The 25154-nt window shown below is 71.1% G+C and carries 26 protein-coding genes and 1 pseudogene; 9 read left to right on the top strand and 18 right to left on the bottom strand.

Features of this window, described 5'->3' with window-relative positions; translation table 11 throughout:
* Positions 1–8: 8 nt before the first annotated feature.
* From ACOKGD_RS11360 to ACOKGD_RS11330, 7 genes are read right to left on the bottom strand one after another with little or no spacing between them, the layout of a single operon-like run.
* Positions 9–830, bottom strand: coding sequence for an SDR family NAD(P)-dependent oxidoreductase (locus ACOKGD_RS11360; protein ID WP_342337433.1), 822 nt, complete (start codon positions 828–830; stop codon positions 9–11).
* 5 nt (positions 831–835) lie between these two features.
* Entirely contained in the window at positions 836–1891 is a 1056-nt protein-coding gene (locus tag ACOKGD_RS11355) for a sugar ABC transporter substrate-binding protein (RefSeq protein ID WP_342337432.1), read from the bottom strand.
* Positions 1892–1932: 41 nt separating this feature from the next.
* Positions 1933–2919 carry an ABC transporter permease gene (locus ACOKGD_RS11350; protein WP_342337431.1) on the bottom strand — a complete coding sequence of 329 codons (987 nt, stop codon included), beginning with the start codon at positions 2917–2919 and terminating at the stop codon, positions 1933–1935.
* Between the two features lies 1 nt (position 2920).
* Positions 2921–4444: a sugar ABC transporter ATP-binding protein gene (locus tag ACOKGD_RS11345; protein ID WP_342337430.1), complete on the bottom strand. Its 1524-nt coding sequence runs from the start codon at positions 4442–4444 to the stop codon at positions 2921–2923.
* Entirely contained in the window at positions 4441–5508 is a 1068-nt protein-coding gene (locus ACOKGD_RS11340) for a zinc-dependent alcohol dehydrogenase (protein WP_342337429.1), read from the bottom strand. The genes ACOKGD_RS11345 and ACOKGD_RS11340 overlap by 4 nt, the downstream gene beginning before the upstream one ends.
* 3 nt (positions 5509–5511) lie before the next feature.
* Positions 5512–6507, bottom strand: coding sequence for a transketolase family protein (locus tag ACOKGD_RS11335; protein WP_342337428.1), 996 nt, complete (start codon positions 6505–6507; stop codon positions 5512–5514).
* A complete protein-coding gene (locus tag ACOKGD_RS11330; protein ID WP_342337427.1) occupies positions 6507–7400 on the bottom strand; it encodes a transketolase in 894 nt (297 codons plus the stop codon). The genes ACOKGD_RS11335 and ACOKGD_RS11330 overlap by 1 nt, the downstream gene beginning before the upstream one ends.
* 238 nt (positions 7401–7638) lie before the next feature.
* On the opposite strand from ACOKGD_RS11330, the gene ACOKGD_RS11325 reads away from it, so the two are divergent.
* Entirely contained in the window at positions 7639–8139 is a 501-nt protein-coding gene (locus tag ACOKGD_RS11325; protein ID WP_342337426.1) for a MarR family winged helix-turn-helix transcriptional regulator, read from the top strand.
* A 33-nt stretch (positions 8140–8172) separates the two neighbouring features.
* Here ACOKGD_RS11325 and ggt read toward each other — a convergent pair whose 3' ends face one another.
* Entirely contained in the window at positions 8173–9999 is a 1827-nt protein-coding gene (ggt, locus tag ACOKGD_RS11320) for a gamma-glutamyltransferase (RefSeq protein ID WP_342337425.1), read from the bottom strand.
* Between the two features lie 105 nt (positions 10000–10104).
* On the opposite strand from ggt, the gene ACOKGD_RS11315 reads away from it, so the two are divergent.
* A complete protein-coding gene (locus ACOKGD_RS11315) occupies positions 10105–10743 on the top strand; it encodes a GntR family transcriptional regulator (RefSeq protein ID WP_342337424.1) in 639 nt (212 codons plus the stop codon).
* 61 nt (positions 10744–10804) lie between these two features.
* Here the strand turns inward: ACOKGD_RS11315 and ACOKGD_RS11310 are convergent, their stop codons facing one another.
* The 5 genes from ACOKGD_RS11310 to ACOKGD_RS11290 are packed head-to-tail and all read right to left on the bottom strand — an operon-like array spanning position 10805 to position 15520.
* Entirely contained in the window at positions 10805–12079 is a 1275-nt protein-coding gene (locus ACOKGD_RS11310) for an ABC transporter substrate-binding protein (protein WP_342337423.1), read from the bottom strand.
* Between the two features lie 47 nt (positions 12080–12126).
* Positions 12127–13158, bottom strand: coding sequence for a branched-chain amino acid ABC transporter permease (locus tag ACOKGD_RS11305; protein ID WP_342337422.1), 1032 nt, complete (start codon positions 13156–13158; stop codon positions 12127–12129).
* Positions 13158–14039 carry a branched-chain amino acid ABC transporter permease gene (locus ACOKGD_RS11300; RefSeq protein ID WP_342337421.1) on the bottom strand — a complete coding sequence of 294 codons (882 nt, stop codon included), beginning with the start codon at positions 14037–14039 and terminating at the stop codon, positions 13158–13160. The genes ACOKGD_RS11305 and ACOKGD_RS11300 overlap by 1 nt, the downstream gene beginning before the upstream one ends.
* Before the next feature lies 1 nt (position 14040).
* Positions 14041–14751 carry an ABC transporter ATP-binding protein gene (locus ACOKGD_RS11295; RefSeq protein WP_342337420.1) on the bottom strand — a complete coding sequence of 237 codons (711 nt, stop codon included), beginning with the start codon at positions 14749–14751 and terminating at the stop codon, positions 14041–14043.
* Positions 14738–15520, bottom strand: a complete 783-nt coding sequence (locus ACOKGD_RS11290) for an ABC transporter ATP-binding protein (RefSeq protein WP_342337419.1) — start codon at positions 15518–15520, stop codon at positions 14738–14740. The genes ACOKGD_RS11295 and ACOKGD_RS11290 overlap by 14 nt, the downstream gene beginning before the upstream one ends.
* Positions 15521–15682: 162 nt before the next feature.
* Between ACOKGD_RS11290 and ACOKGD_RS11285 the strand changes: the two genes are divergently transcribed.
* A complete protein-coding gene (locus ACOKGD_RS11285) occupies positions 15683–16447 on the top strand; it encodes a DUF1932 domain-containing protein (RefSeq protein ID WP_342337418.1) in 765 nt (254 codons plus the stop codon).
* Here the strand turns inward: ACOKGD_RS11285 and ligM are convergent, their stop codons facing one another.
* The gene (gene ligM / locus ACOKGD_RS11280; protein ID WP_342337417.1) at positions 16448–17848 is read right to left on the bottom strand and encodes a vanillate/3-O-methylgallate O-demethylase; all 1401 of its coding nucleotides are present in this window, start codon (positions 17846–17848) and stop codon (positions 16448–16450) included.
* 162 nt (positions 17849–18010) lie between these two features.
* Here ligM and ACOKGD_RS11275 point away from each other — a divergent pair, with 162 nt between their 5' ends.
* Genes ACOKGD_RS11275 through ACOKGD_RS11260 form a run of 4 tightly spaced genes read left to right on the top strand, consistent with a single transcriptional unit; the run spans position 18011 to position 21554 of the window.
* Positions 18011–18760 carry a PIG-L deacetylase family protein gene (locus ACOKGD_RS11275; RefSeq protein WP_342337416.1) on the top strand — a complete coding sequence of 250 codons (750 nt, stop codon included), beginning with the start codon at positions 18011–18013 and terminating at the stop codon, positions 18758–18760.
* A 25-nt stretch (positions 18761–18785) separates the two neighbouring features.
* Positions 18786–19484 carry a 4-carboxy-4-hydroxy-2-oxoadipate aldolase/oxaloacetate decarboxylase gene (locus ACOKGD_RS11270; protein ID WP_342337415.1) on the top strand — a complete coding sequence of 233 codons (699 nt, stop codon included), beginning with the start codon at positions 18786–18788 and terminating at the stop codon, positions 19482–19484.
* Positions 19477–20580 (top strand): 4-oxalomesaconate tautomerase, encoded by a 1104-nt coding sequence (locus ACOKGD_RS11265; RefSeq protein ID WP_342337414.1) that lies wholly within the window; start codon positions 19477–19479, stop codon positions 20578–20580. The genes ACOKGD_RS11270 and ACOKGD_RS11265 overlap by 8 nt, the downstream gene beginning before the upstream one ends.
* 23 nt (positions 20581–20603) lie before the next feature.
* Positions 20604–21554, top strand: a complete 951-nt coding sequence (locus ACOKGD_RS11260; protein ID WP_342337413.1) for a VOC family protein — start codon at positions 20604–20606, stop codon at positions 21552–21554.
* Between the two features lie 19 nt (positions 21555–21573).
* On the opposite strand, the gene ACOKGD_RS11255 is transcribed toward ACOKGD_RS11260, so the two are convergent.
* The 3 genes and pseudogenes from ACOKGD_RS11255 to ACOKGD_RS11245 form a co-directional block, all read right to left on the bottom strand.
* Positions 21574–21954 (bottom strand): hypothetical protein, encoded by a 381-nt coding sequence (locus tag ACOKGD_RS11255; RefSeq protein ID WP_342337497.1) that lies wholly within the window; start codon positions 21952–21954, stop codon positions 21574–21576.
* Entirely contained in the window at positions 21951–22145 is a 195-nt protein-coding gene (locus ACOKGD_RS11250) for a hypothetical protein (RefSeq protein ID WP_342337496.1), read from the bottom strand. The genes ACOKGD_RS11255 and ACOKGD_RS11250 overlap by 4 nt, the downstream gene beginning before the upstream one ends.
* Before the next feature lie 229 nt (positions 22146–22374).
* Positions 22375–22590 (bottom strand): annotated as a pseudogene (locus ACOKGD_RS11245) (VOC family protein); the annotation flags it as partial.
* A 127-nt stretch (positions 22591–22717) separates the two neighbouring features.
* Between ACOKGD_RS11245 and ACOKGD_RS11240 the strand changes: the two are divergent.
* Positions 22718–23266 (top strand): CGNR zinc finger domain-containing protein, encoded by a 549-nt coding sequence (locus ACOKGD_RS11240; protein WP_342337412.1) that lies wholly within the window; start codon positions 22718–22720, stop codon positions 23264–23266.
* Positions 23267–23295: 29 nt separating this feature from the next.
* On the opposite strand, the gene ACOKGD_RS11235 is transcribed toward ACOKGD_RS11240, so the two are convergent.
* Positions 23296–23649 (bottom strand): Fe-S protein, encoded by a 354-nt coding sequence (locus ACOKGD_RS11235; RefSeq protein ID WP_342337411.1) that lies wholly within the window; start codon positions 23647–23649, stop codon positions 23296–23298.
* Positions 23650–23741: 92 nt separating this feature from the next.
* Between ACOKGD_RS11235 and ACOKGD_RS11230 the strand changes: the two genes are divergently transcribed.
* Positions 23742–25142, top strand: a complete 1401-nt coding sequence (locus tag ACOKGD_RS11230) for a dihydrolipoyl dehydrogenase family protein (RefSeq protein WP_342337410.1) — start codon at positions 23742–23744, stop codon at positions 25140–25142.
* The last annotated feature ends 12 nt before the right edge of the window (positions 25143–25154 follow it).

Raw genomic sequence — 25154 nt, 5'->3', positions numbered from 1 at the left:
GAGCTCGGTCAGAAGCTCGTGTGCGAGAGGGCGAGGGCGCCGCCGTCGACCGGCAGGATCGCGCCGGTGACGAAGGCGGAGGCAGGCGAGACCAGGAAGAGCATGGGCCCCTGGATCTCGGCCATCGTGCCCATCCGCCCGAGCGGAATGGTGGAGGCCCACATGGCCTCGTCCTCGGCGCTGATCTCGGTCCTGCCGTCGCCGATCCGGGTGCCCTTGAAGGGGCCCGGGGCGATGGCGTTGACGCGGATGCCGCGCTCCGCCAGCTCGAGGGCCGTCTGGCGCACGAAGTTGAGGATGGCCGCCTTCGTCGACACGTAGGCGTACGACACCATCGGATCGGTGCGCATGCCGGCGGTCGACGACGTGACGAGGATGCGCCCGCCCGGTTCGAGCACCCGCGCCGCGGCACGGACCGTCTCGAACGTGCCGGTGAGGTTGGTGGCGACCACCTCGTCCCACTCGGCGTCGGTGTAGTCGGCGAGGCGACCGGCCCCGCGGTAGCTCGCGCCGCCGGCGATGCCGGCGTTCGCGACCACCACGGTGGGCCGCCCGACCTCGGCGACGACGCGGGCGAGCACGGCGTCGATCGCCCCGCGGACGGCGACGTCGACGGGATACCCGTGCGCCGTGCCGCCCGCGGAGACGATGTCGCCGACCACCCCGGACACCCGGTCCGCGCTGCGGCCGAGCACAACCACCGTCGCGCCCGCCGCCGCGTAGATCTCGGCGGCGGCCTGCCCGATGCCGCTGGAGGCGCCGGTCACCACCACGATGTCGCCCGCGAGGGAGGTGAGCCCCGCGAGATCCGGATCCGTCAGCCTGGTCATCGGGATCAGAGCGTCGGCTCGAAGCTGTCGACGTTGCTGCGGTCGATGAGCTCGGCCGGGAGCTCGATGAAGTTCTCATCGGGCAGCGTCGCGGAATCGCGGTAGTCGTTCATGATGTCGATGACCTGGTCGACCACGCTGATCCAGTCCTGCGCCATGGAGGCGTACATCGGGCCGTCCTTCTTGATCTCCTCCGTGGTCTCCTTCAGCGCGTCCACGCCGGTGACGAAGATGTCGTCGCGGCCGGCCTCGTTGATGGCCTTGACGGCGCCGAGCGCGCCGTCGTCCCAGCCGACCCACACGGCGTCGAGGCCGTCGGGGTTGGCCTGCAGGTAGTCCTGCACGAAGGTGAGCGCCTCGGTGCGGCCCGTGCCCGGGTTCAGCACCTGCTTCATCTCGCCGCCGGCGATGTTCGCGCCCTTCTCCTCGAGGAGGTCGAGGGCCAGGTGGCTGCGCGTCTGGATGCCGATGTGGGGGTCGTGGCCGATCACCATAACGTCCTTGCCCTCGAGCGATCCGCCGACCGCCTCCTCGAGGGCACCGACCGTCTCGTCGGCCATCTGCTGCTGGCTGAAGGTGATGTCGACCGCGAAGGCGTCGTTGGCCTCGACGCCGCCGTCGATCGAGAAGATCGGGATCCCGGCGTCGGCGGCGGCCTGCTCGATGACCGCGGTCTGGCGCGGGTCGGGGAAGCCGGCGAGGATCGCGTCGGCGCCGTTCTGGATCTGCGCCTGGATCTCGGTGGTGATCTCGTCGTAGTTGAACTCGCTGGTGTCGAGGGTGACCTCCCAGTCGTCCTGCTCGCCGCCGGCCTCGACGAAGTAGTCGAGCGTGAGCTTTCCGCCCGGGGTGCCGTAGCCGGCGGTGAAGGCGGCGACCTTGAAGACGCCGTCGTCGCCCTTGCCGTCCTTCTTGTCGGGGGCGGCGGCCCCGGTGTCGCCACCGGATCCGGATCCGCCCTGACCGGTGTCGACCGAGCATCCGGCCAGCGCGGCGATCGCGAACAGGCCGATGCCGGCCGCCGCGAGCGGCTTGAGGGCGAGGGGGTTGCGTGCGTGCATCGTGAACTCCTTTGTCGTGATGCGGGTGGTGAGGGTGAGAGCTATGAGTTGCGGGTCTTGAGGCCGGACAGCAGCACGGCGCCGATGATGATCAGGCCGATCAGCACCTGCTGGATGTACGTGTTGATGCCCACGAGGTTCAGGCCGTTCTGGACGACGCCGATGATCGCGACGCCGATCAGGGTGCCGCCGATGTTGGCCTGCCCCGACCGCAGGAGGGTCATGCCGAGGAACACCGCGGCGACGGCGAACATCATGCGGTCATCGGCCGCGTGGGGGCCAGCGCTGCCGAGGCGGCTGACCAGCACCACGCCGGCCAGCGCCGACAGGCCGCCGGCGGCGACGAACGCGAGGAAGCGCGTGGGGCGCACGCTCACGCCCGACAGACGCGCGACCTCGGCGTTGCCGCCGATCGCGTACCAGCGGCGGCCCAGGGTCGTGAAGCGCAGCACGAGCCACACGACCACCGAGATCACCGCCGCGTAGATCACGGGCGCCGGGATGCCGTTGATGCGCATCTGCCCGACGATGTTGAACTCCTCGGGCCAGCCGTAGATGTTCGTGCCGTCGGTGATCAGCAGGTTGAGGCCGCCGACCGCGGTCATCGTGGCGAGGGTCGCGACGAACGCCGAGATGTTCAGGAACGCCACGAGCGCGCCGTTCACCGCCCCGATCGCGATGCCGACCGCGACGCCCGCCAGGATGGACGGCGCCATCCCGGCCCCGGCGACCTGGAGGGCGCCGGCGGTGGCCCCGCCCATGGTGGCCGTCATGCCGACCGAGAGGTCGAAGTCGCCGACGACCATCACGATGGTCTGCGCCACCGCGACGATGGTCAGGATCGCGACCGCGTTGAGGATGTTCGTGAGGTTCGCCGGGCTGGCGAATCGTCCGCCGCTGGCGATCGCGAACACCACGATCAGCACGACCAGGGCGACGAGCGTGCTGCTCTGCCAGATCAGCTGGGTGAAGCTCTTGCGGCGGGCGGGAGCGACCGCCTGCACCGTGAGGGTGTCTGTCTGCGCCATCTCAGGCGTCCCTTCCATAGGCGTGCGTGAGGATCTGCTCGTCCGACGTGGTGGCGGCGTCGACGACGCCGGCCACCCGGCCCTCGTGCATCACGAGGATCCGGTCGGAGAGCCCGATGAGCTCGGGGAGCTCGCTGCTGACGGCGATGACCGCCATGCCGCCCGCCGCGAGCTCGCGGATCAGGCGGTAGATCTCTGCCTTCGTGCCGACGTCGATGCCGCGGGTGGGCTCGTCCATCAGGAGCACCTTCGGGCCGCGCGCGAGGATCTTCGCGAGCACGACCTTCTGCTGGTTGCCGCCCGAGAGCTGCCCGACGTCCTGCCTCGGCCCGGCGGCCTTGATCCGCAGGTTCGCCATCGCGTCCTTCGCGAGCTGCGCGACCCGGCGACCCGAGACGATGCTGCCGGTGCTGACGTGGGCGAGGTTCGCGAGCGCGACGTTCTCGGAGATCGGCGCCGAGAGGATCACTCCCTGGCTGCGGCGCTCCTCGGGGACGAGGGCGATGCCCGCATCGAGCGCGCGGCCCACGCCGCCGGAGATGTCGGCGCCCGCGAGCACGATGCGGCCGGCCGAGCGCTTCTGGGCACCGGCGAGCAGGCGCACCAGCTCGCTGCGTCCGGATCCCGCCAGGCCTCCCACGCCCAGCACCTCCCCCGCGCGCAGCTCGAACGACACGTCGGCGACCCTCCGGCCCGACAGGCCCTCCACGGAGAGCACCACCCGGTCGCTCGCGGTGTCGCGGGGCGGGTACAGCTCGCTCTGCTCGCGGCCGACCATCGTCGAGATGACGTCGTCGATCGACGACTCGGCCACTTCTCGCGTCGCCACGGTCTTGCCGTTGCGCATGACCGTGAGGCGATCGCACAGCTCGAAGACCTCCTCGAGGCGGTGCGAGACGTAGACGACGGCGACGCCCTCGTCGCGCAGGCCGCGCAGCACCGTGAAGAGGTCGCGGATCTCGGTGTCGGTGAGCGAGGCGGTCGGTTCGTCGAGGATGAGCACCCGGGCGTCCATCGCCAGCGCCCGCGCGATGGACACCATCGTCTGCTGCACGGGGGACAGGTCGCCCGCGAGCATGCCGAGCGGGATCCGCTGGTTGAGGCGCCCGAGCAGCGCTCGTGCGCGCTGGCGCAGGGCGCGGCTGCGCACAACGCCGAAGGTGGACGGCGCCCCCTCGGTGAGGACGATGTTCTCGGCGACGCTGATGGTGGGCACGACCGAGAGCTCCTGGTACAGCGCCACAACCCCCGACCGGTTCGCGGCGCGCACGCTCGAGAAGTCGGCGGCCTCGCCGTCGACCGACACGGTGCCGTCGTCATGCGTGTAGACGCCGGTGATGATCTTGATCAGCGTCGACTTGCCGGCGCCGTTCTCCCCGAGCAGGGCGTGGATCTCGCCCGGCATCACCGTGAGGTCGACCCCGCGCAGCGCGGCGACCCCCTCGAAGGACTTCGTGATCCCGGCGGTTTGCAGGGCCGGCACGGGAGGCGCCGTCGCGACCAGGGGGGCCTCGGCGACGCTCATCGCTCGTCCTCGATCCGGTTGCAGCGGATGATCACCTTCGGGTGCCTCCCGCTCACGTGCTCCGCGAAGGCCGCGGGGGCGTCCTCCAGCTCGAAGACGGCGGCGGTGAGCTCATCGAGGTCGAGCAGCGGCAGCATCTGCAGCGCCCGGGGGAACGCGTAGGGCGAGACGAACACGCCCGTGAGCGTCAGCTCCTGGAGATAGAGGTGGTTCGAGAGGTGCAGCGGCATCTCGAAGTCGTCCGGGTACATCGCGCCGTAGACGACGGTCGCGCCCTTCGCGGCGATGTCGAGCAGGCCGCGCACCGCCCGGGGCGACCCCGACGCATCGATCACCACGTCGTAGCCGCGGCCGTCGGTGATCTCGGCCGCGCGCGCGCCCTGATCCTCGCCGACGGGATCGATCACGTGCTGCGCGCCATGGCGCAGCGCCATCTCGCGACGCTCGGCGATCGGCTCGATCAGGGTGAGCGACGTCGCGCCGTAGCGCGCCATGACCTGCAGCGCGAGCTGGCCGATCGGGCCGCCGCCGCAGATGGCGACGCGGTCGCCGACGCGGATCCGGGTCTTGTCGGCGATGCGGATCGCGACGCTGGTCGGCTCGAGCAGGCACCCCTCGAGCAGCGATACCTCGTCGGGCAGACGCTGCACCTGCGACTCGTGCCAGGTGATGGTCTGCGCCATGCCGGGCCGGTTGTAGTCCTGGATGTTCTCGCAGAACTGCTGGCGGCCGTCGACGCAGGCGCGGCAGGCGCCGCAGAACTTCAGGAAGTTGCCCGCCACGCGGTCGCCGATCCTCAGCCCGTTGCGGGTGGCCCGCTCGCCGAGCGCCTCGATCACGCCCGAGATCTCGTGGCCGAGCCCGATCGGCACGTCGGTGCCGAAGAAGCCCTCCGCGAGATGCGGGTCGGAGCCGCAGATCGCGGCGTAGGCGACGCGGATGCGCACGTCCTCGGGCCCGAGGGGCTGGTCGGGCAGGTCGACCAGGCCGATCTGCCCGCGGGCGGCCTCATCCGGATCGCGCAGGCTGCCGATCCGGGTGACCGCGACGGTGCGGATGCTCATGGCTCAGACCGCCGCGGGCTCGTCGGCGCCGGCGCGCGTGGCGGGGGCGACCGCGCGGCGGAGGGCGGCGACCGTGGCGGACAGGCCGTAGCCGTGCTTGTCGCGCAGCTGCTCGTCCTCGCCGAATCCGGCGTAGACCTGCGGGATGCCCAGGCGCTCGAACGACTCCAGCCGGATGCCGCGGTCGGCGACCACATCGGCCACCCGCGAGGCCAGGCCGCCGTAGGCCAGGTGATCCTCGAGCACCACGAAGCGCCCGTCCGTCTCGGCGGCGCAGCGCTCGATGAGGTCGGCGTCGATGGGCTTCAGCGTGAACATGTCGACCACACGCACCGAGATGCCGTCGGTCGCGAGCTCCTCGGCGGCGTCCAGCGCCTGCGCGACCGTTGTGCCGTGCGTGAACAGCGTCACATCCGATCCGTCGCGCGCGACGATGCCCTTGCCGATCCGGATGTCGTGCTCGCCGGCCTCGTAGAGCACCTTGTCCTTCTTGCCCACGGCGAGACGGATGTAGATGGGGCCGGGCATGTCCATCGACTGCCGCAGGATCTCGCCCACCATCACCGGGTCGCCGATCGAGGTGACGGTCATGTTCGTGAGCGAGCACATCAGGCTGAGGTCCTCGACCGCGTAGTGGGTCGAGCCGCCGTTTCCGACCAGCCCGCCGTGGGTGCCGATGATCTTGACCGGCAGGTTCGGGTAGCAGACGTCGGTGCGGACCTGCTCGAGCGCGCGCATCGAGAGGAAGGGGAGCATGCCCGAGACGACGGGGATGTTGCCGTCGTAGGCGAGGCCGGCCGCGATGCCCACGCACGCCTGCTCGGCGAGGCCCACGTCGACGAAGCGCTCGGGGTGCTTGTCGCGGAACTCCACGAGCGTCGCGCCGATGTCGGGCGTGAGCACCCAGAGGTTCGGGTGGCTGTCGCCGAGCTCGGCGAGGGTGGATCCGATCACGGATCGCGCGGAGAGCATCTCTCCGAAGGTGAAGGTGACGGGCATCAGCGGGCCTCCTGCTCGTTCGCGGTGGTGTTCTCGCGCCCCGCCGCAAGGGCGGCGAGGGCGCGCTCGAGGTCGGCGGCGCCGAGCGATCCGGCGTGCCAGGCGAGGTTGCGCTCCATGAAGTCGACGCCCTTGCCCTTGACGGTCTCGCAGATGACGACCGTGGGGACGTCGCTGTCGGGGGAGGGGAGCTGCGCGATCGCGTCGACCAGCTGGCCCATGTCGTGGCCGTCGACCTGGATGACGTTCCAGCCGAACGCGCGCCACTTGTCGGGGTACGGCTCGAACATCACGCGCTCCTCCGCGAAGCTCGTCATGAGCTGGCGGTTGCGGTCGACGAAGGCGACGAGGTTGCCGAGCTTCTGGCTGCGCCCGGCCATCACGGCCTCCCACACCGAGCCCTCGCCCGTCTCGCCGTCGCCGAGCAGCGTCACCACGCGGTGGGTCTCGCCGCGGTGGCGGGCGCCGAGCGCCATGCCCACGGCGAGCGGCAGGCCGTGGCCCAGCGACCCGGTCGAGCACTCGACGCCCGGCAGCTGCACTTTGCACGGGTGCATGCCGTAGGCGCTGTCGAGCTGCCCGTAGGTGGAGACGATCTCGTCGTACGGGAAGAACCCGCGCATGGCCATCGCGATGTACATGCACACCGCGGCGTGGCCCTTGCTCAGGACGAAGCGGTCGCGCTGCGGGTTGGCGATGTCGTCCGGGTCGATCCGGAGCCCGTGGTGGAAGAGCACGGTGAGGATGTCGGCGACCGACAGGTCGCCGCCGATGTGCACGGCCCCCTCGTAGGTGCCGCAGAGCTCGAGCAGCTTGTGCCGGAGCTCGTAGGCGAGGTCGGTCAGCTCCGCGACGGAGTGGCGCTCGCCCGAGTCGAGGACGGTCTCGATCATGTGTCATGCCTCCTGTACCAGGGGTCGACCGACACCGTCAGCGGATGTCGTCGTCGACCCTCGCACTTCGCCCGGAGCCGTCGTCGGCCCGGGTGATTGCGAAGCTAGCAGGATGTTGTTTAGATGTAAACAGGAATATGAGCAAACGAGTTGGCCGGTGCGTGGCGCAGGTTCGCGTGCCGCGGCGTCTGCCAGAATGTGCGGACGACCGCGGTGGGATCCGTGGGGAGGGAACGCGATGACGGAGGTCATGGAGACGACGGTGCGGCGCCACGCGGCGCCCGAGGGGGCCGTGACGGAGCCGCTCGACGATGTCCTGGAGCCGGACGCCTTCACCCCGCGGCTGCTCGCCCTGCTCTCGAACGCGCTGGTGTGGCGCGAGTCGCACGAGCTGCGCCGGAGGTTCGACCTCGGCACGAACGACTGGCGCGTGATCTCGGCCACCGCGACGCGGCCGGGGGTCTCGGCGACCGAGGTGACCGAGTTCCTGGGCGTGAACAAGGCCGTGGTCTCGAAGAGCGTCAACGTGCTCGTCGAGCGGGGCCTGCTGCTGCTGTCGGACGGCCCGCGCGGGTCACGGCCGATGTACCTGAGCGCCGAGGGTGCCGAGATGCACCACCTCATGCGCCCGATCTCGGTGCGTGGTCAGGAGATCATCCTCGGCGACATGTCGCCGGAGGAGGTCGCGACCTTCAACGAGACCCTGCGCGGGATGCTCGAGCGCCTGCGCGCGGCCTGACGACGGCGACCCGGCCGTCCGGGCCCGGACGGCTCAGCGCGAGGGCTTCACCACCATCGCCGATCCTCCGCCGCGCCGCGCCGGCTCCGCCGCGGCGGTGAGGACACCGCCCGGACCGAACTCGATCGCGGTCGCCGCGCCGATCTCGGCCGCCGACGTGAAGGCGTCGCCCGACGGGGTGAGGCTGTGGCCGTAGGGGCGCAGCTCCTCGCCGTGGGCGGCGATGAAGTCGGGCTCGGCCGTGACGGCCGCCGTGTTGCGCTGCGAGGCGCGGGGCGCGGCGATCGCCTCCGGGAGTGTCATGCCGAGGTCGACGCGATTCACGATCGTCTGCAGCACGGTGGTGATGATGGTCGATCCGCCGGGCGACCCGAGCGCGAGGAAGGGATCGCCGTCTTTCAGCACGATCGTCGGGGACATCGACGAGCGGGGCCGCTTGCCCGGCTCGATGCGGTTCGGATCGCTCGCGTTGTAGACCGTCGAGAAGTCGGTCAGCTCGTTGTTGAGCAGGAAGCCGCGCCCGGGGACGGTGATGCCGGATCCGCCCGTCTGCTCGATCGTCAGCGTGTACTCGGCGACGTTCCCCCACTTGTCGGCGACCGTCAGGTTCGTCGTGGAGATGTTCTCGGTGTCGGTCTCGTCGGCCTGCCCGGCGGCGTCCGCGGGGCACACGCCGTCATACGAGAGCACGTCCCCGGCGGGCACGGGCTTCGCCGCCGCGTGCAGCGGGTCGATCTCGCAGGCGCGCTCCGCGCCGAAGGCCGGGTCGGTGAGGGCCGCCGTGGGGACGTCCACAAACGCCGGATCGCCGACATACGCTCCGCGGTCCGCGAAGGCCAGCGCGCTGGCCTCGAGGTAGTGATGCAGCGCATCCGGGGTGCTCATCTCCGAGAGGTCGACGGTGCCGAGGATGTTCAGCGCCTCGCCCACGGTGGTGCCGCCGCTGCTCGAGGGCGCCATGCCGTAGACGTCGAGGCCGCGGTACTCCACCCGTGTGGGCGCCTGGTCGAGGGCGCGGTAGGCGGCGAGGTCGTCGGTGGTCAGGTGGCCGACGGGCACGGGCAGGGCCGTGTCGTCGCTGATCGGCGGCGCCTGCACGGCCGCGGCGATGTCCTCGGCCAGCGCGCCGGAGTAGAAGGCCTCCGTTCCGCGGCGGGCGAGCAGGCGATAGGTCGCCGCGAGATCGTGGTTGCGGAAGACGGTGCCGACCTCCGGGGCGTCGCCGCCAGGCAGGAACAGGTCGCTCGTCGAGGTGAACGCCTCGAAGCGCACCTTGTTGTCGAGGGTCTGCTGGCGGAAGGTCTCGTCGACGACGAAGCCGCGGGTGGCGACCTTGATGGCGGGGCGCAGGGCCTCGCCGAGACTCAGCGTCCCCCAGCGCTCGAGCGCGCGCTCCCAGGTGGCGGGCGTCCCCGGCACGCCCACTGAGACGCCGCTTGTGACGAGCTCGGGTGTGAACCGGTACGGCTGACCGGTGTCCGGATCGATGAAGGCGTTGTGCGGCATCTCCGCGGGGGCGGTCTCGCGGCCGTCGATGGTGCCCACCTCGCCGCTGGCCGCGTCGTAGTAGACGAGGTAGCCCCCGCCTCCCACCCCGGCGCTGTACGGCTCGGTGACCCCGAGCGTCGCGGCGGCGGCCACGGCGGCGTCCGCGGCGTTTCCGCCCTTGCGCAGCACCTCGATGGCGGCGGCGGACGCCTCGGGATCGACGGTGCTCACCGCTCCGCCGCGGCCCGTGGCGGTGGCGGTCTTGTCCTCGGCGCGCGGATCGGCGACGGCGGGAGCGGCGACGATCCCGCCCGCGAGGCACAGGGCGAGGGTCGCGACGAGGGCGGAGGTGCGGCGCGTGTGGGGAGACATGGGGTCATCCTGCGCCGGTCCGGGGCTCGCCGTCACCCGGGGATCGCGCGCATCCTGTCCACAGAATTCGCGACAATCCGGGTGGCGATCCTCCACAATGAGGGGATGACCGACGCCACCACCGACCAGCAGGATCTGACGGCGCGCATCCGCGACGCGATCCTGCGCAGCGACTTCGCCCCGCACCAGCGGCTGATCGAGGCGGATCTCAGCGACCGCTTCGAGGCGAGCCGCGCGTCGGTGCGCACCGCGCTGCTCGAGCTGGCGGGCGAGGGCCTCGTGGAGCGCCTGCCGAACCGGGGCGCCCGCGTCCGGGCCATCAGCGTCGAGGAGGCCATCGAGATCGTCGAGGTGCGGATGGGCCTCGAGGAGCTGTGCGCCCGCAAGGCGGCCGAGAACCTCAGCGACGAGGACGCGGCCGAGCTCGCCGCGCTGCGTGACCGGATCGCCGAGGCGGCCGGCCGGGGCGACCTCGTCGGCTACGCGGCGCTCAACCAGGAGATGGACCGGCGCCTGCGCGACCTCTCGGGCCACGTCACCGCGACGCAGCTGCTGGAGCGCCTGCTCGCGCAGTCGGCCCGCCACCAGTTCCGTCTCGCCTACCACCCGGGGCGCATCAACCAGTCGGCCCCGGAGCACATCGCGATCATCGACGCGGTGCTCGCGCGCGACCCGGATGCCGCGGCGGCCGCGACCCGGCACCACCTGCAGGGGATCGTGGACCTGCTCTCCGAGCTGCGCTGATCCTGAGCGCACGACAGAGGGCCCCCGGCGAACCGGGGGCCCTCTGTCGTGCGGGGCGAGATCAGTCGAACGACTCGGCGTTCTCGTAGCCCTTGCCGTTGAAGCGCTGCACAACGACCGAGGCGACGGCCGGCTGGCCGTCCTTCGTGGTGTCGATGGAGGTGCCCTCGAGCATCAGCGGAGCGGTGAAGTCCGAGATGTCCGTGAGCGACTTCATGAAGTTCTCGCGCGTCGGCTCGGTCATGCCCTTGAAGGCCTCCTCGAGCGTGGCGCCGACCATGTAGCTCCACATGCAGTGCGGGAAGTCCGGCTTGGTGGTGTAGTCGCCCGAGAACTCCTCGAGCGCGGCGAGGAACCCCTTGACGTCCTCGTCCTCGGCGAAGGCCGGGCTCTGCGGGGCCTTCGCGAACGAGACCGAGTAGAAGCCGTCCTCGGCGTTGGCCGCGGCCGGGGTGAGGATCGCGCCCGGGCTCGAGGTGTTCGAGGGCAGGAACCAGCTCGGGGTCCACGACAGCTCGCGCGCCTTCTCGATCGAGGCGATCGCGAGGGGGGTGATCGACATCGCGTTGAAGAACACGTCGGCGCCGCTGGCCGCGAGCTCGGTGAGCTGGGCGTCCACCGCGGTGTCGGTGGCCTCGTACGAGAGCTCCTTGACGACCTCGATGTTGTCGGCGCCCTCGATGGCCGACTTGAAGCCCTCGACGTAGCCCTTGCCGTAGTCGTCATTCTGGAAGAGGATCGCGACCTTGTGGTCCTCCTCGGACGAGGCGAGCAGCTCGCCGAACGCCGCGCCCTCGTTCTGGTAGATCGGCACGAAGCCGAGCTGCCACGGGCTCTCGGTGCGGTCGGAGAAGAGCGGGTCGCCGGTCATGACGAGCGCCTGCGGCACCTCCTCCTCGATGGCCGCCTCGCGGTAGGCGCGGTTGGTCGGCGTTCCCAGACCCGAGGTGAACGCGAAGACGTTCGACTGGTTCTGCTGGAAGTTCGACAGCGCCTTCTGCGGGTCGTACGCGTCGTCGAACGCCTCGACGGTGACCTCGCGGGTCTTGCCGTCGCCGAACTCGATCGGGCCGGCCTGACCGAAGTAGGCCACGAGACCGGCGACGGTGCAGTTGCCGGGGCCCGCGGTGGCGCCCGACAGCGGCGTGGTCACGCCGAGCGTGATGGCGTCGTCCGTGATTCCCGGGCTCGCGGCCGGGGCGCCGGAGTCGCCGCCCTTGCCGTCGTCGCCGCCGCCGGCGTCGCCGCCGCGGCTGCAACCCGCGAGCGTGAGCGCCACGACGGAGCCGATGGCGACGATGCCCATGGCCTTCACCGCCTTGCTGCGCATGTTCATGCTGACCTCCTGGGTGGGTACTGCTGGTGTGGGTGGGTGGGGACTTGTCAGTGCGTCTTCAGGGTGCCGGTCGCGGTGGTGGGCCGTCCGGCGGTGCGATCGCCGCCGCCGTCCTTCTTCTGGAACAGGCGGCGGATCACCCGCGGCAGGCTCGCGATGCCTCCCGGCAGGACGAAGAGCACCACCAGAAGGATGACACCCTGGATCAGCGCGGTGAGCGTCGGATCGATCTCGTTCGTCACATTCGGGACGAGCACGTAGTACGCGCCGCCGAGGAGGGAGCCGGCGATCGACCCGGCCCCGCCGATCACCATCGAGGCGAGCAGGTTGATCGAGTGGTGGAAGGCGAGGGTCTCGGGCGACGTGTACTGCACGACCACCATGTAGAGGAAGCCGCTCACGCCCCCGATCATCGCCGCGATCGTGAAGGCCATCACCTTGTAGCGGTAGGGCGAGATTCCCATCGACGAGGCGACCGCCTCGTTCTCCTTGACGATGGCCAGCGCCCGGCCGAACTTGCCGCGCACGAGGTTGTGCACGAGCACGAACACGGCCGCCGCGATGGCCAACACGATGTAGTACTGCCAGATGTCGTCGAGGTCGGCCCCGAACCAGTCCGGTGCCGAGGTGAAGCGCGCCGAGGTGCCCTGCGAGCCGCCCGTGACGTCGGAGAGGCGCTTCGCCAGCGGCACGCCGATGATGGGGAGCGCGATGGTGACCATCGCGATCGCGAGGCCGCCGAGGCGCGCCGCCGCGAGGGCGACGACGTAGCCGGCGATGCCCGGGATGACCACCGCGAGCAGGAAGACCAGTGCGATGTTCCAGTCCTCGTTGACCCCGTATGCGGTGACGTACGCGCCGAGGCCGAGGAAGAAGATCTGACCGAGCGACACCTGTCCCGTGTAGCCCATGATCACGTTGAGACCGAGCACGGCGACGGCGAAGACGCCGACGCGCGCGAGGGCCTGGTTGGTGGCGGGGTCGAGGTTCCAGGGCGCGAGCACCAGGATCAGCACGACCAGCGCGGCGACGCCGAGGCGCACCCAGCGGTTGCTCCAGAGCTCCTTCATCTTCGGCATCACACACGCACCACTGTCTTGCGGCCGAACAGTCCCTGGGGGCGCACGAGCAGCACCATGAACAGCAGGACGAACGGCACGGCGATCTTCAGGTCATGGCCGATGAACGGCACATAGACGGCGGCCAGGTTCTCGAGCACGCCGATCAGCCAGGCCGCGAAGACCACGCCGATCGGGCTGGACGCGCCGCCGAGGATCACCGCCGCCAGTGCGTAGACGAGCGCGCCGTCGAGCATGCCGGGGGTGAGCGATAGGCGCGGGGCGACGAGGGCTCCGGCGACCGCGCCGAGCGCCGCGGCCAGACCCCAGCCGATCATGAGGAGCCGGCCGACGGGCAGGCCCGAGAACGCCGACGACTTCGGGTTGTCGGCCACCGCGCGCAGCGCCAGGCCCACCTTGGTCTTCTGGAACATCAGCTGCAGCAGAACCATGATCGCGGCGATCGTCAGGAAGGTGCCGAGCGAGCGCCAGCTCACCGCCGCCCCGAGGACGCTGAACGAGTCCGGCGGGAACAGGGAGGGGAACTGCAGGTTGTTGTACGACCAGACCATTCCCGCGATGCCGGTGATGAGGGTGAGCAGGCCGATCGTGACGACCACCGCGGTGTCCGGGTCGCCGCTCTCGAAGCGGCGCATCAGCAGCCGCTCGATGAGGGCGCCGAGCACGAACGAGATCGCGACGGCGACGAGGATCGCCAGGATCAGCGGCAGTCCCATTCCGAGAAGGGCATACGCGAAGTAGGCGGACAGGACGGCCATGCCGCCCTGTGCGAAGTTGATCATGCCGGTCGACTGGTTCACGAGCACGATCGCCAGGGCGATCGCACCGTAGATGGACCCCATGGCGAGGCCGTCGACGACGAGCTGGATGAAGGTGCCCACGTCAGCCTCCCAGGTAGGCACGGCGGATCTCGTCGCGGCCCTTGAGCTCGGCCGACGTTCCCGTCAGCACGCTCCGGCCGGTCTCGAGCACCGTGGCGGTGTCGACGATGCTGAAGGCGAGGTTGGCGTTCTGCTCGACCACGAGCATGGCGATCCCGGACTCCCTGCGCAGCCGGCGGATCGCCTCGTACACGTTCTTGGCCGTGCTCGGGGCGAGCCCGAGCGACGGCTCGTCGAGGATGAGCAGGCGCGGCTTGGCCATGAACGCCCGGGCGATCGCCAGCATCTGCTGCTCGCCGCCCGACATCGCCGAGGCATTGTGCGAGATGCGCGCGGCGAGGTTCGGGAACAGATCGAGCAGATAGTCGACGTCGGTCGCGAGCTCGCGGCGATCCTTGCGCAGGTACGCGCCCACCATGAGGTTCTCGCGGACGGTCAGGTTGGGGAGCGTGCCGCGCCCCTCGGGGACGTGGGCGATGCCGCGGGCCGCGACCTGATCGGGGCGCAGGCCCCGGATGTCGTCGCCGTCGAAGCGGATGACGCCCGTGGTGCGCACAACGCCGCTGATGGCGCGCAGCGTTGTGGTCTTGCCGGCGCCGTTCGCGCCGAGGATGCCCACGGCGCCGCCCTCGGGGACGCTCAGCGAGACGCCCTCCAGCACGCGCACGGGGCCGTACGAGGCGGTGACGTCGACGAGCTCAAGCAGCGTCATCGGCGGCCTCCTTGCCGATGTACGCCTCGATGACGCGCGGGTCGGCCTGGGCCTCCGCGGCGGTGCCCTGCATGAGCATGGCGCCGTGATCGAGCACAACAACACGATCCGTCAGGGCCGAGATCAGGCCCATGTGGTGCTCCACGATGACGACGGTCACGTCGGCGTCGGCCCGCAGATCCTTGACCGTCTGGATGAAGTGCTCGACCTCTCCGTGCGAGAGCCCGGCGGCGGGCTCGTCGAGCAGCAGCAGCTTCGGCCGCATCAGCAGGGCGCGGCACAGCTCGATGCCCTTGTGGAGGCCGTGCGACAGCTCGTCGGCCGCGAGGTCGGCGGCCCAGCCGAGGCCCTGCGACTCGAGCAGCTCGAGTGCCTCGGCGCGCAGCTCGCGCTCGCGGCGGCCGGTCGGCGGCAGGCGCAGCGACCACGCCGCCGGCCCGCCGGGCAGCCGCGTGTGCGCGCCCAGCAGGACGTTCTCGAGCACCGTGGCGTGCAGCTGCAGAGCGGGGTGCTGGAAGGTCCGCGCCAGCCCGTGCCCGGCGAGGCGCGACGGCGCGAGTCCGCTCACGACGGCGTCGTCGATCGAGATCGTCCCGGCGGTGGGGCGGTAGTGCCCGCTGATGCAGTTGAACAGGGAGGTCTTGCCGGCTCCGTTGGGGCCGACGAGACCGAAGATCTCGCCGGGTTCCACGGTGAAGCCGACGTCGTGGAGGACCGTGACGCCGCCGAAGCGGAGGTTCACGTCCTGCAAGGTCAGTCGAGCGGCCATCGCCCCAGTCTTCCGTGCGTCCAGAGGGTCGTCGAATCGGCGCGCGGCCTCGGGTGACCGCATCGGAGCGCCGTTGCTCCGTTCCCCGAAGCGTACGAATGGGGGACCAAAATGTCAACAATCGTGGCGTAAATCCGCCGGCCGGCGGTTAGAGTGTGCGCCATGACTCGCATCGCGGTGATGGGGCTGGGGGAGGCCGGCGCCCTCTACGCGCGCGGCCTTGCCGAGGCGGGCGCGCACGTGACGGGGTTCGACCCCTGGGTCGCGTCCGCCGGGACCGGGCAGGTCGCCACACTCGCCGAGGCCGTCCGCGACGCCGAGCTCGTGCTGAGCCTCGTCGGCGCGCGCGCCTCGGTGGGCGCCGCGCGCGACGCGATCGAGCACATGGCGCCCGGCGCGCTGCTGGCTGACCTCAACACCGCCTCTCCCGAGGTCAAGCACGACGTCGCCACCCTGGCCGGGGCGGCCCGTGTCCGGGTCGCCGACGTGGCGGTGCTCGCTCCCGTGCCCCGGGCGGCGCTCGGCACACCGCTGCTCGCGAGCGGCGAGGGGGCCGCCGCGTTCGCCGCCGCGATGCGCCCATACGGCGCCCCCGTCGACGTCGCCCCCGGCGGCATCGGCGACGCGGCGCGCCTCAAGCTGCTGCGCTCGGTCTTTATGAAGGGCATGGCGGCGCTCGTGATCGAGAACCTCGAGGCGGCCCGCGCGATGGGATCCGAGGAGTGGCTCCGCGGCCAGATGGCCGCGGAGCTCGGCCCCACCGGCTACGACACCGTCGAGCGCATGGTGCCGGGCACGTATCTGCACGCCGAGCGCCGCGAACACGAGATGCGCGACGCCCTCGCCATGCTCGAGGCGCTCGGGACCCCCTCGGACATCACGCGGGCGACGCGCACCTGGCTGCAGCGGATCGTCGCCGGGCGCTGATCAGGCGCCGGAGGAGCGCCAGCCCTCGTGGTAGGTCTCCCGCGCCACGGCGGCGTAGGGAACCGGGCTGACGATCGCGCGGACGGCGATCTGCTCGTGCGGCTCGACCGTGGTCTTCCCGGAGCCCCCGTCGGGCTCGCCCCAGACGACGCGCACCTCGGCGCCCTCGGGGACGTCGGGGTCGACGGTGGCCAGCGACAGGCCGCGCCTCTCGTTGGCCGTGACGCCGGTGAACAGGCTGAGACCCACGTCCCTGCCGTCGGCGTCGATCACGGCGTCGAAGTTCGACGAGCCGTAGTTCGCGTTCGGCAGGTCGAAGAACTGGTAGCCGGGGCCCTCGCGTTCGATGACGGAGGTGAGGATCTTCGCGAGGTCCTCGTCGTTCCACGCCAGCGTCACCTTGCGGCGCTGCGCAGCCGGGTCCACCTTCTCGAGGGCGTCGCGGCCGATGAAGTCGTGGTCGAACTTCACGAACGATCCGTAGCCGAGCTCCCAGGGGTTCAGGTAGTAGTCCTCGATGTCCGAGGACACGAACGATCCGGCGATCGCGTTGATGGCCTCGTAGCTCGTCGCGGGCAGCCACTCGCGGTAGGCCCGCTCGGCCTCGCTCGAGTAGACGGCGGGCAGCGGCGAGGGGATCCAGCCCGACTCGAGCGTGTTCGACGAGTAGGCGCGGGATCCGCACGGCTCGATCCCGAACTCGGCGCCGGCCTCGAGGATCGCATCGCGGATGAGCCCGTGGTCCTCGTAGGGGCCCCAGAGCTCGAGCCCGGGCGCGCCGGCCATGCCGTGGCGCAGGGTGCGCACGCGGCGACCGGCGATCTCCAGGTGGCCCATGTGGAAGAACCGCACCTTCTCGAGCGGCCCGCCGTGGAGCTTCTCGATGATGTCCCACGCGCGGGGGCCCTGGATCTGGAACCGGTAGTACTCGCGGTGCACCGCCTGGCCGTACGGGCGGCTGGGGGAGCGGTCGTCGTAGCGGAACTCGACGTCGTAGCCGCCGGTCTCGGCGTGGAACTGGAGCCAGTTCGCACCCGGTGCGCGGCCGACGTAGACGTAGTCGAGGTCGGCCTCGTGGAACAGGATGCCGTCGCCGATCACGCCTCCATTGGAGGCGACCGGCACGAACTGCTTCGCGGTGTCGACGGGGAAGCTCGCGAACGAGTTGATCCCCGTGTCGCTCAGCAGCTGCAGCGCTCCCGGCCCCGAGAGGAAGAAGTTGACCATGTGGTGCGTCTGGTCGTAGAGCACGGCCGTCTCGCGCCAGGCCTTCTGCTCCCGTCGCCAGTTGCTGAATTCGCTCGGCACCACGGGGTAGATGTAGGTGCCGAGCCGCGAGTCGCGCAGCATCCGGACCGTGTCTCCACGCTCGTCGAGCAGTTCCTGCAGGGTGTTCGCCATCGGATCCTCCGGGTAGGACGTCGTCGTCGGAGGCAGGATCGCACGGATTGCGTCGAATATCTACGCCTATCCCGTCGCCAGGATTGTTGACAATCGCTTGACGGTGGCGACGCCACCTGCTTCACTGAGATCCGCACCACCCTGTCTCGAGAACGGAACCCCATGGCCGAGCCCTCGCTCCTCGTCGTCAGCGCGCACGCGGGAGACTTCGTGTGGCGCGCGGGCGGCGCCATCGCCGCCGCCGCGATGCGCGGCGAACGGGCCACGGTCGTCTGCCTCTCCTACGGAGAGCGCGGCGAGTCGGCGAGCCAGTGGCTCGCGGGCAGGACGCTCGAGGAGATCAAGCAGACCCGCCGCGACGAGGCGGCGGCCGCCGCGGCGGCGCTCGGCGCCGACATCGAGTTCCTCGACCTCGGCGACTACCCCCTCATCGAGAGCCCCGAGGCCGTGCAGCGACTCGTCGACGTGATGCGCCGGGTGCAGCCCACCGTGGTGCTGACGCACCCCCTCGCCGATCCGTACAACGGCGACCACCCGGCGGCCGCGCGCATGGCGCTGCAGGCTCGCGTCCTGGCGCAGGCCATCGGCGTCGCGAACGCGGACGGCACGTATCCGGGCCGCGACGACATCATCGGCGCGCCGCCGGTCTTCTTCTTCGAGCCGCATCAGCCCGAGCAGTGCAACTTCAAGCCGAACGTGCTGCTCGACATCACCGACGCCTTCGACCGCAAGAAGGCCGCGATGGAGTGCCTGCCGGCGCAGAAGCACATGTGGGACTACTACACCGCGCTGGCCGTGCGTCGCGGGGTGCAGGTCAAGCGCAACGCCGGCCCCAACCTGGGCCTGCCGCACGAGACCATGGGCGAGGCGTACATGCGCTACTACCCGCAGGTCACGTCGATCCTCGACTGAGACCGAGGCCGAGAGAGGGAGTCCGATGAGCGAGCTGGGCGTCGTCGTCACCGACATCGCGCGTGCGGACGCGGCGACCGTCGACGCGCTCGCCGCGCACGGCGTCGCGACCGTCCACGAGGCCATGGGCCGGGTGGGTCTTCTCGGGCCGTCGATCCGCCCGATCCAGCAGGGCGCCCGCGTCGGCGGCACCGCCGTCACGGTGCTGGCCTGGCCGGGCGACAACCTCATGATCCACGTCGCCATCGAGCAGTGCCGGCCCGGCGACATCCTTGTCGTCGCCACCACGTCGCCGACGACCGACGGCGCGTTCGGCGACCTGTTCGCCACGGCGCTGGCGTCGCGCGGCGTCCGGGGGCTCGTCACCGCCACCGGCGTCCGCGACACCCGCGATCTGCGCGAGATGGGCTTCCCCGTCTGGTCGCGTGGTGTGCACTCGCAGGGCACGGTGAAGGCGACGGCCGGATCGGTGAACGTCCCGGTGGTCGTCGACGGCGCGCTTGTGCACCCGGGCGACGTTGTGATCGCCGACGACGACGGCGTGGTGGTGGTGCCGCGGACCTCGGCCGCGCAGACGCTCGCGGCGGCCGACGCCCGCGTCGCCAAGGAGGAGGCCGATCGGGCCGCCTACCTCGCCGGCCAGCTCAGCCTCGACCGCAAGGGTCTGCGTCCGCTCCTCGACGACCTCGGGATCCGGTACGTGAGGCAGGCGGATCGTGACTGACCACACGACGTCGAGGGGGATCCGCTGCCTGCTGATGCGGGGCGGCACCTCGAAGGGCGCGTTCTTCCTCGCCTCCGATCTCCCGGCCGATCCCGAGGCGCGCGACGAGCTTCTGCTGCGCATCATGGGCACCCCCGATCCGCGCCAGATCGACGGCCTCGGCGGCGCGCATCCCCTGACCTCGAAGGTCGCTGTCGTCTCGCCCTCCTCCGACCCCGCCGCCGACGTCGACTACCTCTTCCTGCAGCTGGGCGTCGACGAGGCCTTCGTCACCGATCGCCAGAACTGCGGCAACATCCTGGCCGGTGTCGGGCCGTTCGCGGTCGAGCGCGGGCTCGTCGCCGCCGATGCGCATCGCACCCGGGTGCGGATCCGGATGGTCAACACCGACAGCCTCGCCATCGCCGAGTTCGCGACCCGCGTCCTCGACGACGGCACGGCGGAGGTCGACTACGACGGCGAGCTCGCGATCGACGGCGTCCCCGGCACGGCCGGGCCGATCTCGCTCGACTTCGACGACACCGCGGGCTCGACCACCGGTGCGCTGCTCCCGACCGGATCGGTCGTGGACGCGGTGGAGGGCATCGAGGTGACCTGCGTCGACAACGGCATGCCGACCGTGCTGATCCGCGCCGCCGACCTGGGCATCGACGGCGACGAGTCGCCGGACGACCTCGAGGCCGACGCGACGCTCACGGCGCGCGTCGAGCGGATCCGGGTGGCCGCGGCCGCGCGGATGGGTCTCGGTGATGTGAGCTCGGCGTCGATCCCCAAGATGGTGATCCTGAGCCCGCCCCGCCGCGGCGGGGCCATCACCACCCGCAGCTTCATCCCGAAGCGCGTGCACACGTCGATCGGCGTGCTCGGCGCGCTGTCGGTGGCCGCCGGAGCGCTCGCCGAGGGCTCGGTCGCCCGCGACCTCGTCCGTCCGCCCGCTGCGGGTGGAGCCTTCGCGATCGAGCACCCGACCGGCCACTTCGATGTCGAGGTGGCGCTCGAGGGGACGGGCGCCGAGGCGACCGTCACGCGCTCGGCCGCACTGCGCACCGCCCGCAAGATCTTCGACGGCGTGGTCTTCCCGCGCCCCCGCCTGTGACACCGCAGTCAGAGAGGACCGCCATGACCGACCACACCGCCTTCGACGTCGCGCATCTCGCCAACGTCGAGCTCTTCACCCCCGAGTTCGAGAAGAGCCGCTGGTTCTTCGAGGACCTGCTCGCGATGCGGGTCGTCCACGAGGAGGGGGACTCGGTGTACCTCCGCACCTGGGATGACTACGAGCTCTACACGATCAAGCTCACGGCGCGCGACACCGCCGGCGTGGGCCGGACGTCGTTCCGCGCCACGAGCCAGGAGGCCCTCGAGCGACGCGTCGCCGCCATCGAGGCCATGGGCCTCGGCGACGGATGGGCGGACGGGGAGGTCGGCACCGGGCGCACCTTCCGCTTCCACGACCCGGACGGCCACGAGATGGCCCTCTACTACGAGACCGAGCGCTACGCCGCCGGCGACGCCGATCGCCCCGCGCTCAAGAACCAGGCCTCGCGATTCCCCGGCCACGGCGTCAACGCCCGCCGCATCGACCACATCAACTACCTCGCGAAGGACGTCGAGGCCAACGGCGAGTTCCTCGCGAAGGCCCTCGGCATGCGCGAGTCCGAGCGCATCCGCAACGACGACGGCCGGTTCGCCGCCTGGTGGTTCCACTTCTCGCTGAAGTCGTACGACGTCGTCTACTCGGACGACTGGACCAAGCACGGCAACCGCCTGCACCACATCGCGTTCGCCCCCGACACCCGAGAGGACATCCTCAAGGCGGCCGACATCTTCCTCGAGAACGGCATCCACATCGAGTCCGGGCCGCACAAGCACGCCATCAACCAGACGTTCTTCCTGTACGTGTGGGAGCCGGGTGGCAACCGCATCGAGTTCGCCAACGCCGGCGCGCGCCTGCTGCTGGATCCGGATCAGCCCGTCGTCGAGTGGTCGCAGGAGGAGCGCAAGAAGGGTCAGGCCTGGGGTATGAAGACGATCGAGACCTTCCACACCCACGGCACGCCGCTGGTGTGATCTCGGGTTCGAGGTGCGCTCACCAGCCCTCGGAGGTGGCCTGGCCGATGCCCTCGAGGACGCCGGTCGGATCCGTGAAGGACGAGGGCGCCGGATCCGGCGGCCCCTGATCGAACGAGAGGCTCGCCCACACAACGCCGGCGAGGCTCACCGCGAAGGCGCCTGCGAGCACCAGCGTGGTGCGCAGTCCCTCGCCGAGGCGCGGGCGCCTCGCTGGGGGAGGGGGCGTGTGCCGGGCCCCGGCGGCCGGCGCCTCCAGGACGCGGGCCGCGAGCGTGTCGAGCTGCCCCGGCGTGAGCCGCTCGAACGCCTCGATCAGGGCGGGGCTGAGGTCGGGGCCCGCGTCGCGCAGCGCCGTGAGGTACACGGCGATCGCGGCCCGGTCCTCGCGTGTGGTCATGCCAGACCCCGGATCCCGCGACCGGCATCGCGCAGGGCGGCCGCCATGTGGGCGGCGTACCAGGCGGGCCAGTCGGCGTCGTGCACGCCCCCGAGCTCCTCGGCCTCGTAGCGCCCGTGGGCGGTCGCGGCCTCGATCAGCAGCGCCTTCAGCAGGGCCTCGGCGCCCCGCGGATCTTCGAGCTGCGCCATGATCAACGACCCGGGAAGCGCGTGACGACCTGCTGGATCGTCCACTCGTTGCCATCCGGGTCCGCGAACGACGCGTAGGTGCCGTAGCTGTCGGTCGCGGGGTGGGGCCGGGCACGCGGTTCGCACCGCCGGCCCAGTGGAAGACGCCGTCGGCATCGTGCCAGAGGTCGCTCACCTCGGCGCCGCGCTCGCGCAGCTCCGCGACCGCGCCCTCGATGTCGGGGGTGATCAGGTGCAGGCCGTCGGCCGATCCGGGGAGGGCGGTGGTGAGCTTCTCGCCGAAGATGATGGACGCCGCCGAACCGGGAGGCGTGAGCTGCACAACGCGCAGCCCGGCAGGGCTGGTGAAGTCGGCGTCCAGTCGGAAGCCGATCCTCTCGTAGAAGGCCTTCGCGCGATCCACATCGGAGACGGGGAGGACGGCGATCTCGAGCGTGAGTTCCATGGTGTTCCTTCGCTGGGGACCGGATCATTACCGGTCTGACTGGTGACGACTCTGCCGGACGGAAACGTCACCTGTCAAGCCGGTGACGAATCTTGATCGCGTCAGGGTTACCTGTCAGACTGGTGATGTGATTCACGCGTTCCCCTGCGGCACCCTCGCCCTCGACTTCTGCGGAACGCTGCGCGCGCGCCGCAACGACGAGCCCACCGAGAAGCTCGCCGCCGCCTCCGACCTCGACGCGTGGTTCGCCGAGTCGGGCCTGCTGCCCGACGGCACAAGCGCCTCGGCCGCCGATCTGCGGGCGGCGCTGGCGCTTCGCGAGGAGATCTACGCCCTGGTCTGGGCGCGGCTCAACGACCACACCCTGCCGCAGGACGCCGTCGACGCGGTCAACGCCGCCGCGGCGACCGCCCCGCCGCGGCTGGTGCTCTCGGCCGACGGCTGGCGCCGCGAGGGCGCGGCGAGCCAGGGGCTCTCTCACCTCGCGCGTGAGGCGATCGAGATCGTCGGGGGCGAGCAGTCGGAGCTGCTCCGCGAGTGCGGGCGGCCGGAGTGCACCCAGGTGTACCTCGACAGCTCGCGCGGGCACCGCCGCGAGTGGTGCTCCATGGCGACGTGCGGCGCGCGGATGAAGGCCAAGGCCTATCGCGAACGGCGAAAGGCCGGTGCCGCCTGAGCGGGCACCGGCCTTGTGAGGCGGAATGGTCAGCGCCAGATGACGGCGAGACCCGCGTTCGTGAGGATGAGGACGCCCATCAGCCAGAAGGTCCACACCGGCAGCGGCGTGCCCTTCTTGGCGCGCGAGCGGCTGATGCCGGCGAGCGCGCCGATGACCACGAGGATCACGAGCTTGATGGCGACCTTCGTGTAGTTCAGGTCGTGGTCGAGGCCCCACGGGGCCGAGAGCGCGAGGCCCGCGAGCAGCGCGATGAGCAGACCGAGGTCCATCAGGCGCGTGGCCTGGAAGCGCCGGGCGGCGGCCTCCACGACCCACGAGCCGAACAGGATCGCGAATCCGACGAGGTGGACGAGAAGGACGACGTGGCGCAGGATCTCCATGGCTCCCACGGTACCGGCACCCCACCGGCGCCTGAGTGGCCGCAGGACGGGAAACGGCCCCGGTCGATCCGCACCTGAGTACTCTCGGGCTCATGACGGTGCGTGAGACGGATGTGGTGGTGATCGGTGCGGGCCCGGTCGGCGAGAACGTGGCCGACCGTGCGGTGCGAGGCGGGCTGAAGGCGGTGATCGTCGAGGCCGAGCTCGTGGGCGGAGAGTGCTCGTACTGGGCCTGCATGCCCTCGAAGGCGCTGCTGCGACCGGGGTCGGCGCTCCGCGCCGCGCAGGCCGTCGCCGGGGTGACGGGCGGAGCGCTCGATCCCGCGGCGATCCTGCGCCGCCGCGACGGGTTCACCTCGCACTGGGACGACTCGGGCCAGGTCGAGTGGCTCGACTCGGCGGGCATCGAGCTCGTCCGAGGCCGCGGGCGCGTGGCGGGCAAGAAGCGGGTCGTCGTCGACACGGCCGACGGCCCCGTCGAGCTGGTCGCCCGGCACGCCGTGGTGATCGCCACCGGCAGCGACGCCCGTGTCCCCGGCATCCCCGGCCTGCGCGAGGCGAAGCCGTGGACGAGCCGCGAGGCCACCTCGGCCGAGCAGATCCCGCGGCGCCTCGCCGTGCTGGGTGGCGGGGTGGTGGCCGTCGAGGTCGCCACCATGTTCCACGACCTCGGCAGCGAGGTGACCCTGCTCTCGCGCAGCTCGCTGCTGAGGAGCCTCGAGCCGTTCGCGGGCGAGGCCGTGCGCGACGCCCTGCGCGAGCGCGGCGCCACGGTGCGGGACGACGCGAGCCCGGACTCGGTCACGCGCGAGGAGGACGGATCCGTCACGCTGCGCATCGGCGACGAGACCCTCGTCGTCGACGAGGTCGTCGCCGCGACGGGGCGGGAGGCGCGCCTGCGCGACCTGGGCGTCGACGAGCTGGTCGGCGCGAACGGCCTGATCCCCGTCGACGACACCCTGAGGGTCACCGGATCCGACTGGCTCTACGTGGTCGGCGACGCCGCGGGGCGTGTTCTGCTCACCCACCAGGGCAAGTACGAGGCGCGAGCCGCGGGCGATGTCATCGCGGCCCGCGCGAAGGGCGAGCCCATCGACGACGCGCCCTGGGGCGCGCACGTCGCCACCGCCGACCACGCCGCCGTGCCGCAGGTCGTGTTCAGCGACCCCGAGGTCGCCTCGGTCGGCCTCACCGCGGCCGAGGCCGAGCGGCGGGGCCTGCGCACGAGGGTCGTCGACTACGACCTCGGCCGCGTCGCGGGCGCCGGTCTCATCGCCGACGACTACGCGGGCACCGCGCGCGCGGTGATCGACGAGGATCGCGGTGTGCTCGTGGGCCTCACCCTCGTGGGCCCGGGCGTCGGAGAGCAGATCCACGCGGCGACCATCGCGGTCGCCGGCGAGGTGCCCCTCTCGCGGCTCTGGCACGCCGTGCCCTCGTACCCCACGCTCAGCGAGTTCTGGCTGCGCCTGCTCGAGGGCTACGGCCTCTAGAACGAGGATCGC

Source organism: Microbacterium phosphatis (assembly GCF_049177115.1).
GTDB classification, from domain to species: Bacteria; Actinomycetota; Actinomycetes; order Actinomycetales; family Microbacteriaceae; genus Microbacterium; species Microbacterium phosphatis.
This window is presented reverse-complemented; position numbering and strand designations above follow the sequence as displayed.